Origin of the sequence: Acinetobacter sp. ANC 4204 (assembly GCF_002135205.1) — a bacterium.
Taxonomy (GTDB): Bacteria; Pseudomonadota; Gammaproteobacteria; order Pseudomonadales; family Moraxellaceae; genus Acinetobacter.
Map to the genome: position 1 here is coordinate 383,716 of NZ_NEFZ01000004.1, position 12,429 is coordinate 396,144.

The window sequence follows — 12,429 nt, forward strand, 5'->3', positions numbered from 1 at the left end:
TGCATAAGCCCGTAACAGCCGTAACAGGGTGTCTGTAATGTAGGTGGGGTAAGGCTTTGACAGTGTTACGGGGTGACGAAAAAGCCCGTAACAGACCCGTAACACCCGTAACAATTGAAGTTATTTTTTTATAATACAGGTGGTACATCATGATCTCCTTTTAACTTATCACGAAACTGTTTGACTTGGGAAGATAGCCATTCTGCTTGTTTTACATTTTCAGGTGGCAAACCAGTAAAAATCATACGTCTTTGAACTTCTTTTCTTTTTTCCTGATAGCCCGCGCCCGTGATCACATCTTCATAGATCCGACCATGACCTTTGGCCACAACACGTTCTGAAGCGATCAAACTTAGAAACTTATTGGCAGGGATCGCCTTTTCACCGTTTTTATGACACCACTGCCTATAAGCCACATATAGATCATCTGAAAGACAGCAAACAAATGGGTTATCAAGTAACCCTGCCCGCCAATCATCCAGAAACAGTTTCCAACCAGGCAAACCAAATTGAATAATTTTCTGTTTGGCCTTGGTCATTGGTGGTTCTGTGTAAGGTGTAAAGTCGGTCAAATCGACAGACAGCAAGTAAGTGTAAAAAGCGTTAATCGCACTGCTATTTGGTTCAAGACAGTTTTCGATTAAACCCTTAAGTTCGTTGCCTAACTTCTGATTTGGTTCAAGTACAAGGAAACGACGGTCACGCTCCTCAATAGCAAGCGGCTGCACCTCGTTGGATAAGAACACACAGTTAATGTGGTTATTTTGGCTATAACCTGACATGAACTTTTTCTCAATGCGAATCTTCTCTCCAGTGATCATGTGTTTGATCAAACCCATCATGCCGAACTTGGACTTATTGTTAAATATTTCTTCAAAAAGACAGTAAAGCTTGCGCTCTGCCCAGTCGGTATAAATAGATTCAAGACCATTTTGACCAAGCGTAACTGAATAACATTCACCATAGATACGGGTCATGATCTTCTCAAAGAACAATGATTTACCCGAACCTTGAACCGCACTACACAGCAACACGGATGTATTCAATTTTGCACCAGGATGTTGAAGTGGATAAGCCAGCCATTTCATTAGCCATTCATATGCTGCTGTTTCCTTGCCACACAAGAATTTGACCAAGTTAATAATCGGGCTGCATAGCTCTAACGCATCTCCTTGAGGAATAATCTGATTTTGAGCATCTAAAATTGGAGATATTTCCATACCATCATAAGTATTGATTTGCCCTTCTGTAATGTACATTGAAGGAACAAATACCAAGTCTTCATGCCAAATCATGCGTTTTTCCCTAGACTTTGCCCACATATCGTAAGCACCTGCCCAGTTTTCTTTCATGACATCCGTTCCGACCAACTCACGTCGATAGGTATCCCAACATGCTTTTTTACCCTCAAGCATGATGAAGCGCTCAATCATTTCCTTTGCTTTCTGGTGACTTTCCCCAGTTGCACGGCCATTGGCATCATCTGCTGAAATGGTTTTACGTTTCGAGTGAGAATTCCAAGTATCAAATACTTTTTTACCGCCAAGCATGGTTTGGAATGCTGCTTTTTTCCAAATCTTCTTGCCATAGTCATCCCACACATTGGTTTCACCTTCAATTAAACAGAAACGGGCAATCCATTTTTCCATTTGTTCTTCAGGTGAAGGCTCAGGCTGTACAGTATTTCCTGTCGAAATACCCGCGCCCCCGCTTGGCTCAACAACAACATTTTGCTCAAAATCGGGGTCTTGACCCTCAAAATTGTGGGTTGCACTTTTAGGGGGTTCGGGGGAAAACTCAATAGAAGAAATGGCCAACCGGATTTGATTTCCTACCTCTTCCAATCCACAAGCAACATGCAAATCATTGAAGTCCGTATAGACCTTAGAATTCATGCAACAGACTCCTTAATTTGCGTAAAATCAGGCAGAATGATGATGCCACCAGTAATGGCCTGTGCCTCTTGTGCATACTTCAAGCCTGTATCTTCTTTGGCACTGTCATCATCTGCACAATACACAAATGATGCTTTAGCGTATTTCTGTCTTAATACAGCACCAATTTTAGGTAGATTATTTGCTACAAATGAAATCGCTACTGGATGCCCTGTCGCCATATGAATAGACATTCCTGTCGCATAACCTTCAGCAATGCAGATGACATGACTATCGTATAGATCTGGTTGAACTTCACCAATCATGAAGCCCAAACCACCCATTCGGCCACCGCCTGTTTGCCATTCACCCGCATCATTTGTATCTCCTTTGATGAAATACTTGGTGCCGTCAGGCTCAATAGTCTGCAAGTTCCATATTTTTCCATCCATAAAGTCGATAGCTGGAATTAAAAGATTGCCATGCCAATCAATTTTAACTTTTGGATCTTTATCCACTTGCTTATCTGCAAGGTAAAGACTTGCATCACCTTGATGAACATTGCGAAACATACCTTCAGCTTTTCGGGCAATTTGTTCCTGGCGTTTACGTTCTATTTCGAGTTGTTTCTTTTTACGATCTTCCGCTTCAAATCTTAATCTTTCGCGGTCTTCATCCGTAAAAGTACTTTCTTCACTCAAACCCAAAATATGAGCAACTTCTTGAATAACCTCGGGGAATGAGCGATCTGTTACACGCTGGATCAAATCTAGCCCATCTCCAGCCCCATGCTGTTGACAGAAGTAATCGCCATTTTCATGCTTGTCGTCATACCAAAAACGATCAGTTCCTGGTGGATTACATGCTGGGCAAGGTGTTTTCTTTTTAAACTGCACTTTTATGCCAAAACTTGGAAAAATTAGATTTTCCCAACGTCCACGGGCAGCAAATTTAATGTCTTCAACCTGTATTTTCTTCTTAGCCATCACGCCCCCAGCTCATGTTGATGCTGAACCATGGCCATAAGGCTGGAAGCAACACGGATTAAATCCATAACATCTTTTTGAATGACTGCTAATTCGTCACTGCTAATCACACCGTCACCAATTGCATTTGCAATTGATAGTGATAAATCGCCCTGTTCTTGGGCTAACTTACCAATTTTCATAATAAAATCGGATTTACTCAAATTTTCTAGTAATGGCAATTCAAACCAGGCAGCATTCCCGTGAATGGCACAAACGCTATCCATGATTCCACTATCCCTTGTTTCATTTAGGACAGCTTCAAAGTGATGAATATTGGCTTTATGCGTAGTTGTTGTAGGGCACAAAGAGTTGCGAAATGTGGTGAGGTTCCAGCAGTTCTTTTCTGCAATACGTGAAATTAAAGATTGATCATCCTTTGCATATACTGCTGCACGTAAAGCTAGTGAAAGTGGAAGTACCTTTTCTTTCTTATTAATCATGATTTTAAGCCTATCTATCAATCATATTCATTTAATTAAAATCAACTTAAGCTACTTCTAAGTCATACAACCACGAGACAAATTGATGCTTAGAAAATCCACCTTCAGCAGCAATAACCAAAGAGTCGATCATTTCTGGGCGAGGGATTTTTTTCTTATAAATCAGATGCAATTTTATGTAATTAGTAGTTGTTCCAGACGCAATAGCAAAGTTTTGCAGCTGCTGTTCAGACATACTTCGGATGTACTGGGCAAAGTCAAAATCAACCTTACGCATATTTAATCACCTTAAAGGTTATTTACATAGGCGCATTATTGATTTCTTAAAATCAATTAGTCAATACCCTTTAGGTGATTTTAGATAATTTTGGTTGATTTTTTTTCTAATAGTTATGATTGATAATCACCGCATAGTAATAAGTACAGTCGCTCATATACTCGATATGGGTAAAGCAGCGACAGAGGAAACCAACCTCAATATTTGGTTTAAGGTGTACCGAAATGCAAACAGTTTACGAGATAAGAAAAAATAATTTACTTGAGATACTTGAACAGTATGAGAGCCGAAAAGCATTTTGCGAAAAACTAGGCATTGAATATAATCATTTAAATCAATATCTAGGGAAGAAGTCCCAAAAAAATATTGGTGACAAATTTGCTGCTAAAGTAACTGAAGCTCATAAGCTCCCTATTGGGTGGCTTGATCATCCTCACGACAAACTGGCGATTAAAAATATTGTTCAATCCCAAGAAGCGACAAATACTGTCGTGCAATTAAGGGAAATTGAAAATCACCCTAGCATTGATCAAAGTAATACGCTTAAAATGGTTCCACTAGCCAACATACTAAAAATGTCCAAAGGTGAAGACTTGGAAATAAGCGCCAATACTGAAGAAGTAAAAAATATTCATGTTCCTTCAAATATGATCAATCCTATTGCTTACTTAATTAAAGGCAAAGGTTTTGCAAAACCATACAGAAATGGCTATGTGGTTATCTGTGAGTATACGGGACAGCCTATAGCTGGAGAAGAAGTTCTAATCTTCTGTAAAGATGGAACAATTTTCGCAGGAGAATACTTATTTGAACAGCAAGGTTTAATCAAAATTGATTCTGTAGATGGTGTAATTGAAACATTAGATCAAAAAGACATTGCTAGAACATCACCAGTAAAGATGTTTATCTCTCCAAGTCAATTAATATAAATTGATTTATTTTTTTCAGGTGGCTTAAGCCACCTTTTTTTATAAAAATTATTTATCAACTTATAAAATTAGCTTTTGGCTTATATTTATTTATGAAAAAAGTAAGTTAGCACTTACTTTTTAACTATTCAGCACAACAAAAAATCAACTTAAAGTTAATTTAATCACCTAAAAACTCTTGACAAGGTTGATTCAATAAATCAATAATCCACAAAACAAATAACCTATAAGGTGATTTTATTGTGAATAAATCAACTCTTGATACAACTGTAATCAATCGATTATGTGCAAATGACTTCGCACAGCCCAAAAAGCTACCTCTTCTCACCCGTATCTGGAGAAAGCTATGTGCCGTGAAAACAGCTTAATCCAAATCAATGCAGCTATTAAGAACTTGAGTAATGCAAAGCAAGGCTCTTCATTGGTGGAAGCACAAAGCCAAGCTCTTTCGTTTATCCAGGCATCTTTCGATAGAGAAGAAATCAACCAAGTCGAAAAGCAATCTTTAGAAAAAAAAGTGCGTCGGATTTATCGAACTCAAATTATTGAGGAATCAACATGAATTTAGAACAAACCCAAGAAAGCATTGTGCCTGAACAATCAGTGATTGATTCATGGCCTACAAAGGTTCGCATAGCTTCGCACCCATGCCAGGAACAAAAACCAGTTGAAGTTTTTTTTGATGCTGAACGTTGGCTCTATGAACGCAAAAGTGCTTATCCAATGGTGGAGTGTTTACCTGGTCCAGCTGATGGAATGTGGAAAACATTTCGCTACCACCCTGTTTGCAATGGTGTTGTTTTAAAAGACCAAGATGTTTTGGTTTTGTACCCAAATGGCAATTACTACGTTAAGCCGGATACAAACCAAGAAGGCTGCGAACATCACCCATCAAAATGCTGCGAATGCATGCTCAAAGAAATTGATGCGGAATATCTCAACTGGATGTCAGATGAGGAAAAGCATTTAAGCGCTGCACTGATTTCAATTAATGAGGTGCCGTGATGATCATGATCCTTATTCAGACACTGCCCTTTGCTTTAGTTTTTTTTCTAGCAACAGCTTTCATAGCTGGATTGGTTTGGTGTGTATGTACTGGAATTGCCCACATCAAGTACTTAAAACTTGAAGCCAATCACCTTCAAAAAATTATTGAAGATCAGGAGAGCGAGCATGCTCAAATTCACTGATAACCAAAAAATTGAACATGTTTTTAATTTAGAAAATTTGGTGCACGTGCATGTACGTAAGTCTGACGAAAAAAATGTCACGCTTACTATGCATATGCTTGGGCCACACACAATTCCAGTAACTGTTGAAGCTAAGACAGCTAATTTTGTTTTGAGCGAATTAGGGGAACATTATGCAATCGAACATTGATCATAATGCAATTATTAATAAGGGCAAATCCATTGCACTTGCCATCCAAGTCGACGACTGGCTGAAGGCGCAGGGCAAATTAGAGCCGACTCAAATTCCCTTTGGCCAAACTCGAATGAGTATGAAACCAAAGGACACCGAATATAAAACTGGCCAGCAATCTATGCGTGAATCTATGGCTGATTCTGTAAGTAAAAAAAGACCAGTTTTAAGTTCAACTGACCGCCCTTTAACGAAAGAACAAGAGCGCCATAAGTTCAATTTTGAAGCTAAAACGAAAGCCCTGGCTAATGGTGAAAGTACCTTTGAAGGCAAATGTGACTTACATGGACTAACTGAGTTCAAAGCATATCAATCTGGCAAACATCACTGTGTCAAATGCCGTCAACGTACTAGCCAATTAAGAAAGGAGTCTTCATGAATACTGGTGATCATGTTTCTGTAAGTTTCATTTCAGAAAGTAGAACTGAATTTTCAGGCTTCAATTTTAGTGGTACTGGAATTATTGATCTAATTGAAGACGGACGTGTATACGGTCATTTATATAGTGGCCAGCCGTTCATGTGCGATCCATCTGATGTTTCTGTCAATGTTGAGATAAGTAACTTGGACAAATATTTTCAATTACTTGAGCATTTAAAACTGCTTAGCCATGAAGAAACTCAGCTTTTAAAAAATAAATGCTGCCCTGACCCGCAATTACTAAATATGGCTGAATTTGGACTTTATATATTTGCCCAGCTCCAATCAGAAATTAAATGTATGGCTCTACAAATAGCCAATTTTGAATTTGAACAACTTCAAAAGGAACCCGCGTAATGAATACTAAACCTATCCGTAAATTACCTAAACTCAAAGAAAATCAAGAATGGGCATGTGAAGGCGGTTGTGATGTTGTTCGCCCTAAGAAATTTGAAAATGTATTTAGTGAAAGTTATGCGAATGATGGAAGCTCAATCAATAGACAATCTGAGTTTTACTTTACATGTCAAAATAACCACTTATTAGAAGTTTGGTGTACAGATAAAAGTGACTCTGTAATGCTGCCAGAAGAATTTTATCAAGAAGAAGCCTCTAAAGTTGTACAAAGCAATTCAATCGAAGAATCAATAAATCTATTAAGCAATGATATTGATTCGATTAAAGATTCTTTTATCGAAGAAAGCTTTTTAACCAATGACGATGCAGAAACCATTGAGCTTTTAATTACCAGAGCAATTCAACTTGGGGAGCTTTTTGCGATAAGAGATGCTAAACCTCAAGATGTGACTAAAGGTAATGTTAAATCTAAAAAGAAAAATTTAAGAATTGGTAATCCACAAGTTGATTTTTCCCTTGCGCCTGATTGGGCAAAATTCTGGTTCAAAGATGGCCTAACCAATAAATGTTGGTGGTCTAGTGCCTATCCCAAACTTGATTTAGAAATTTACTGTTTTGCTTGTCCATCAAACCATAAAGCCGAAGAAGCACCAGACTTTAACTTTAGTGGAGATTGGACTAAATCAATGACTAGTAGAGATTCAATACTCTTCGCACAGGAGCAAAGTCATGAGTAATTCATCTACAAAATTCAAAATTGACGACAAAGTTGTTTATTCCAATAAGCATGTTCCTAATAAATTAGTCATGACAGTAAAACGTGGCACACATAAAAGTAGTGGTATGGAAATGGTAACTGTCGAATTACCAGGTGGGCTTGCTCACACTTTTGCATCTGAATTAAGAATTGCCACACAAGCTGAAGTTGCAGCAGGTGTCCGTCATGACTCACCTTGATCTACTTCGAAGCCCGAATTTTAAACGTTCTTTTGAACGTAAAATCGTGGCTCATATCACTGAGGAATACTTAAAAGCAGGTATGAGTCCACCGCTACCAAAATATGTAAATGACATGGCTACTTATGCTGAAGCAAATGTCTCGAAATTAGCAAACCGTGTCCGTACTGGAGCTATGCTTTTTGCACAGCTGCTCGATGAAAAGGAGAAAATAGAAAATGCCTGAATTCGTTGTAACGATTGATGCAGATTCGGCTCCTCAAATCGTACTTGGTCAAAAGTTATTTGGCGGCACTGTAACCGCGCTAAAGCTCGAAAAACGTAAACTGGTATCGGTGGCTGAGCTTGTTGCTAAATACGGCTTCTCTGATGAAACCATACGCAATAAGCTTGCTGTAATTAATCAAGGCACCAACGGCAAGCATATGTACGATCCTGAAGCGGCCGATGCCTTACTGAAAAAGCAAACGCGACGACGAGGACCTAAACGTATCAATTGATAAATGCCCGCTTTATGCGGGCTTATTTCTTTCTATAGACTTGAAAGCATCAACCAAATCTTTTGCATCCGGGTTGTAATAGGTATTCACCAGGACATCAATTTTTTTATGACCAGTAATTTTTGCAAGTACTTCCACTGGCAGCTTTCTAATACGAACCATGCGTGTAATAGCTTCATGACGGGTATCGTGGAAATGAAGATTATTCAGCCCTACTTCTGCCTTGCGTTTTTCCCACATTAATCGAAATGCATTTTCTGATTGGGGAATGACACGACGGCCATCATGCTGGATCAGCTCCAACAATGCTAAAGCTTCGTCAGATAATGGGACATTTCGTGGATCACCATTTTTAGTCTTGGGCAGGTGAACGTATTCATCATAAATATCTTTCTTTTCGATACCTAAGATTTCACCACGACGCATAGCTGTTTCCAGCGCGAATAGAAAACCCCACGCAACATAATGCTGTGGAAGTGTCGGAACTGTACCCATTTCATAATTCAAAACTTTCAACATCAGATCTACTTCCGATGGATGTATTCGACGTGTACGTGCTTTGGGCTTTTTGGGTTTCGTCATTTGCATCCATGGATTTTCTTCCAGGAGAAATAATTCCTTTTGAGCAAAGGTAAACATAGCACTGTAATGTGATATTTCTTTCAGTACAGTATTTTCACCAACTTGAGTAAGTCGATTGTTACGCCAGCCAGTTAGATCCTTTGGTGTGATGTCATAAATAGACTTCTGCGCTAAAGCACCAAATTTCATCTCAAAGTTTTTATACTGGCCCTTAATCCATGCTAAAGAAGACTTTGACTTATTCCATTGGCCAACATCTTCAAAGTATTTATTGTTTAGATCACGGAATAGATATTTAGGCTTAAGTTCACCCGATTCAATTTGGGTTTGAGTTTTTAATTCAACCAATTTAAGGGCTGCCCACTGCTCACACTCTGCTGCGGTATCACGTGTGCAATAATATCTTTGATTCTGATATGAGACGGTTATTGTGTAAGTCTCGCCTCTTTTTCTTGGTTTTGGTATTTTCATCTTGTCGCAGACTTGTCGCAAATTTGACGTAAATATTGCCATTTTCTGCCAGTTTTGCCAAGTTTGCCAACTTCAAATGCACCCAATGCACCAAAAAAAAGGACCTATAAGCGTCTGATTTGCTTATAAGTCCTTGATATATATTGGTAGGTATATCCAGACTCGAACTGGAGACCTCTACGATGTCAACGTAGCGCTCTAACCAACTGAGCTATACACCTAAAGTTCCTGCATAATATTCACTTTTAAAAAGTATGACAAGCGCTATTTCTTGTTTTTTAACGCAGATGTGCAAGTTTTAAGCATTCGTTTAAATTGTTGAATATTTTTTGCATTCAACGGATTGAAATAACGTATTTGTTGATAATAATCAGCTGCCTGCTTAAATAAAACTTGCTGTTCAGGTTTAACCTCTTGAGCTAAGCGCAACAACCATTGATTTACCGTTTCGGCATTTTGCTTACGCTGCTCTGCGGTTAAGCTTTTAGAAAAATGCAAAATTGCAAGATCATATTCAGAAATCTGAGCACGTTTACGCCAAAATATAGCGAACCAGTACAATAGAACTAATCCACCAATACTGATCATAATCAGCAATACTAATGAATAACTGGATTGAAGTCCCAATTTTTGCAACCACCCCCTTTGAGTTTCTGCATTATAACCAACGACTTTGCTTTGCCATTGATAACTGGCATAGTCACTCCAAATCCGCATTTTATTTAATACGGAATAGCGCTGTACATTCCACCGACTACTCTGCCCCCAAACCCTAGTATCTTGACTCATTAAGTCTTGCATACCCTGTTCAATACGCTGTGGCGCAATCATGGCTGTTGGATCATAGCGTTTCCAGTACCCATCCACAAAAACTTCCGTCCATGCATGTGCATCTAACTGTCGAACTTCCCAACTTTTTGCATCTGGTGAAAGCTGACCACCTTGATAACCGACCACGATACGGGCAGGAATTCCCACATAACGCATCAACATCGCAAAACTAGAGGCATAATGTTCACAAAACCCTTGTTTGGACTGAAACAAAAACTCATCAATACGATGCTGCCCCAACAAGCCTGGCTGCAAGGTATAGCTAAAGCCATTGTTGCGATACCACTGCAAAACATTTTGGATATAACGGTTTGGATTGGCATTACTTTGTTTAAAGAGTTGTTGTGCAAATTGTTGTGCTTTCAGATCTATTTGCTCAGGCGCTTTTAAGTTAATACTTCGTTGCACATTGGATAATTTAGTTTGAGTAAGTTGGACATTTCCCATCCATTGTAGTGAAATCGGCTCTACACGCTGTACTTGACGATAAGCCTGAATACTCCAATCCTGACGTAGCTGATAACGTCGCTCTAAAGGTTGTGAATATTCCAATCCCATGATCCAAGGAATCGCGGCATCAGCGGGTAAATATTGATAGTTCCATTTTTTAGATGCAGATATTTGGCCTAGCGTCTCATTTGCAATACTTTGCTGATTGATAAAACTACTGGTCCACTTTTGACCATCATACTGATCTAAGACCATCGCACGCCAGTAAAGCTCAGAACGCTTTGGGAGCTGACTAACATCGCCAATAATACGAAAAGCCAAATGACTCGACTGAGATAATTGTGCAATATCACCAGGTGACATACTGTCGCTCATGCCTGTCACTGCTTTATTTTCAGGAATTGGAATATGCCAAAGTGGGGGTAAGCGTGGAAAAAACATAAACAACAGCACAAAAAAAGGCAGTGCGAGACCTACAAATTTAATGACGTGTTTTGCATCTTGCTTTAAAGCCAAACTACTCGAATTTTGAGATACGAAAAAACTGGTTTGAACTCGATACAGTCCCAATAAACAACTGAGCAAGCACAGTAAAACCATGGCAGCCATCATAAATGACTGACTATGTAGAAACATACTCGCCGCAACAAATAATGCAAAATTAAACAAAATGATCACATCACGCTGCGTTTTTGTTTCTAAGGCTTTCGCAAAGAGAAAGATGCTTAAAATAGCTACGCCCGCTTCCACCCCTAAAAAGCTTTGATAGCTCCAAAAAGTGACCGCTAGAGCAGCAAGGGTCAAAATGTAAATTGCCCATTTCGGGAAATGGTTGCCCGTAGATTGCATGAAATTCCACAGACAACCGATACAAATGGCGAAAATGACACTCAATAGCACAGGGCTAAAACTTAGTTGTGTGACCCAAATCAAACTCAGTGTCAGTACAATGGCAATACGAATAGAAGAATGCATATTTCTCTCCTATGCCTGTGCCAAAAGTAATTTAGCTTGAAAATATTGTTCTCGACCTATGCCTTTGGCTAGCTCAGCATGTGGTAAATACAGGGCATAGGCGTACTGCAACTGCTCACATTGTTCAACCAAGCCCATCATCAAACTTAACTTTTCTTCATGCGAAGGGCTCGGCATATGTGCATAGTGGATTTCTAAACTGTGCTGATCCTGATGTTGTTCAAAGACTTTAATGAATAAACCTTGTCCTTGCGCCACTTGTTTCCATGAAACGGCCTGTAGAGAGTCACCTTCTTTAAAATTTCGCAATTCGCGGAATTCATCCATATCAGGTTCAAAACTGTGTTGCTGTTGTTTGTTTTCAGCCGCCAAAGACTTAGCTTGAGGTGCTATCCACACAGGTGCTTGGATAAAAAAATAACTCCATGCACGAACGAGGCCAAACGGATATGTTGAGTAAATTTTGATTTGAGGGAAACCAAACTGCCCGCGATCTTTTGGAAAAAAATTTAAATCGACCACCTTATGGATATCTTGAATAAACAACTGTTCTATATGATCTGCATAAGCAATCCAGAGGTATCGAGGCTGTGAATGATGTTGTTTGAAATGCATTTGTAATTGCAATGCACTCTCAACCTGCCCTATTTCAGGTAAAACCAGATCAATACTAAGACCATGCAACTGCTTAAAAGTTAAATAAAAACTCATACACAGCACAGCGCTGATTAAGAAACAAAACGCTAAAATTAAGTTATTGGCATAATTCACCCCTGCAATAAAGGTGATGAAAATCAAAACCAAATACAAATATCCTTGCTGATAAATAAACACCAATACATCTTTTTGGGTCAGTTGTTTTTCAGCCTTAAATTGAAAGCGTTTCGTGATCCAGTTTTGCCACAGCATGCGTCTG

The 12,429-nt window shown here is 39.0% G+C and carries 17 protein-coding genes and 1 tRNA gene; 10 read left to right on the top strand and 8 right to left on the bottom strand.

What is annotated here, in order from left to right; translation table 11 throughout:
* Positions 1-128: 128 nt before the first annotated feature.
* From B9T36_RS11170 to B9T36_RS11185, 4 genes are read right to left on the bottom strand one after another with little or no spacing between them, the layout of a single operon-like run.
* Positions 129-1,895, bottom strand: coding sequence for a DUF5906 domain-containing protein (locus B9T36_RS11170; RefSeq protein WP_086209547.1), 1,767 nt, complete (start codon positions 1,893-1,895; stop codon positions 129-131).
* Positions 1,892-2,860 carry a primase-helicase zinc-binding domain-containing protein gene (locus tag B9T36_RS11175; RefSeq protein ID WP_086209548.1) on the bottom strand — a complete coding sequence of 323 codons (969 nt, stop codon included), beginning with the start codon at positions 2,858-2,860 and terminating at the stop codon, positions 1,892-1,894. Before B9T36_RS11175 ends, B9T36_RS11170 begins: the two co-directional genes overlap by 4 nt.
* Complete coding sequence (locus tag B9T36_RS11180; RefSeq protein ID WP_086209549.1) at positions 2,860-3,342, bottom strand: phage regulatory CII family protein; 483 nt, start codon at positions 3,340-3,342, stop codon at positions 2,860-2,862. The genes B9T36_RS11175 and B9T36_RS11180 overlap by 1 nt, the downstream gene beginning before the upstream one ends.
* A gap of 46 nt (positions 3,343-3,388) precedes the next feature.
* Positions 3,389-3,619, bottom strand: a complete 231-nt coding sequence (locus B9T36_RS11185; protein WP_086209550.1) for a hypothetical protein — start codon at positions 3,617-3,619, stop codon at positions 3,389-3,391.
* Positions 3,620-3,843: 224 nt separating this feature from the next.
* Between B9T36_RS11185 and B9T36_RS11190 the strand changes: the two genes are divergently transcribed.
* From B9T36_RS11190 to B9T36_RS11240, 10 genes are all read left to right on the top strand, one after another.
* Entirely contained in the window at positions 3,844-4,548 is a 705-nt protein-coding gene (locus B9T36_RS11190) for a hypothetical protein (RefSeq protein WP_086209551.1), read from the top strand.
* Between the two features lie 346 nt (positions 4,549-4,894).
* On the top strand, positions 4,895-5,110 hold the full coding sequence (locus B9T36_RS11195; protein WP_086209552.1) for a hypothetical protein: 216 nt from the start codon (positions 4,895-4,897) through the stop codon (positions 5,108-5,110).
* Positions 5,107-5,553, top strand: coding sequence for a hypothetical protein (locus B9T36_RS11200; RefSeq protein ID WP_086209553.1), 447 nt, complete (start codon positions 5,107-5,109; stop codon positions 5,551-5,553). Before B9T36_RS11195 ends, B9T36_RS11200 begins: the two co-directional genes overlap by 4 nt.
* A gap of 168 nt (positions 5,554-5,721) precedes the next feature.
* Positions 5,722-5,928 (top strand): hypothetical protein, encoded by a 207-nt coding sequence (locus B9T36_RS11210; RefSeq protein ID WP_086209555.1) that lies wholly within the window; start codon positions 5,722-5,724, stop codon positions 5,926-5,928.
* Positions 5,912-6,349, top strand: a complete 438-nt coding sequence (locus tag B9T36_RS19075; protein WP_086209556.1) for a hypothetical protein — start codon at positions 5,912-5,914, stop codon at positions 6,347-6,349. Before B9T36_RS11210 ends, B9T36_RS19075 begins: the two co-directional genes overlap by 17 nt.
* Positions 6,346-6,747, top strand: a complete 402-nt coding sequence (locus tag B9T36_RS11220; protein WP_086209557.1) for a hypothetical protein — start codon at positions 6,346-6,348, stop codon at positions 6,745-6,747. Before B9T36_RS19075 ends, B9T36_RS11220 begins: the two co-directional genes overlap by 4 nt.
* The gene (locus B9T36_RS11225) at positions 6,747-7,484 is read left to right on the top strand and encodes a hypothetical protein (protein WP_086209558.1); all 738 of its coding nucleotides are present in this window, start codon (positions 6,747-6,749) and stop codon (positions 7,482-7,484) included. Before B9T36_RS11220 ends, B9T36_RS11225 begins: the two co-directional genes overlap by 1 nt.
* Positions 7,477-7,704, top strand: coding sequence for a hypothetical protein (locus B9T36_RS11230; protein ID WP_086209559.1), 228 nt, complete (start codon positions 7,477-7,479; stop codon positions 7,702-7,704). Before B9T36_RS11225 ends, B9T36_RS11230 begins: the two co-directional genes overlap by 8 nt.
* Positions 7,691-7,930 carry a hypothetical protein gene (locus B9T36_RS11235; RefSeq protein WP_086209560.1) on the top strand — a complete coding sequence of 80 codons (240 nt, stop codon included), beginning with the start codon at positions 7,691-7,693 and terminating at the stop codon, positions 7,928-7,930. Before B9T36_RS11230 ends, B9T36_RS11235 begins: the two co-directional genes overlap by 14 nt.
* Positions 7,923-8,204, top strand: a complete 282-nt coding sequence (locus tag B9T36_RS11240; protein WP_086209561.1) for a DNA-binding protein — start codon at positions 7,923-7,925, stop codon at positions 8,202-8,204. Before B9T36_RS11235 ends, B9T36_RS11240 begins: the two co-directional genes overlap by 8 nt.
* 12 nt (positions 8,205-8,216) lie before the next feature.
* On the opposite strand, the gene B9T36_RS11245 is transcribed toward B9T36_RS11240, so the two are convergent.
* From B9T36_RS11245 to B9T36_RS11260, 4 genes are all read right to left on the bottom strand, one after another.
* The gene (locus tag B9T36_RS11245) at positions 8,217-9,257 is read right to left on the bottom strand and encodes a tyrosine-type recombinase/integrase (RefSeq protein ID WP_086209607.1); all 1,041 of its coding nucleotides are present in this window, start codon (positions 9,255-9,257) and stop codon (positions 8,217-8,219) included.
* Between the two features lie 144 nt (positions 9,258-9,401).
* A tRNA-Val gene (locus B9T36_RS11250) sits at positions 9,402-9,478 on the bottom strand.
* 43 nt (positions 9,479-9,521) lie between these two features.
* A complete protein-coding gene (locus B9T36_RS11255) occupies positions 9,522-11,513 on the bottom strand; it encodes a transglutaminaseTgpA domain-containing protein (protein ID WP_086209562.1) in 1,992 nt (663 codons plus the stop codon).
* Positions 11,514-11,522: 9 nt separating this feature from the next.
* Entirely contained in the window at positions 11,523-12,422 is a 900-nt protein-coding gene (locus tag B9T36_RS11260) for a DUF58 domain-containing protein (RefSeq protein ID WP_086209563.1), read from the bottom strand.
* Positions 12,423-12,429 lie beyond the last annotated feature (7 nt).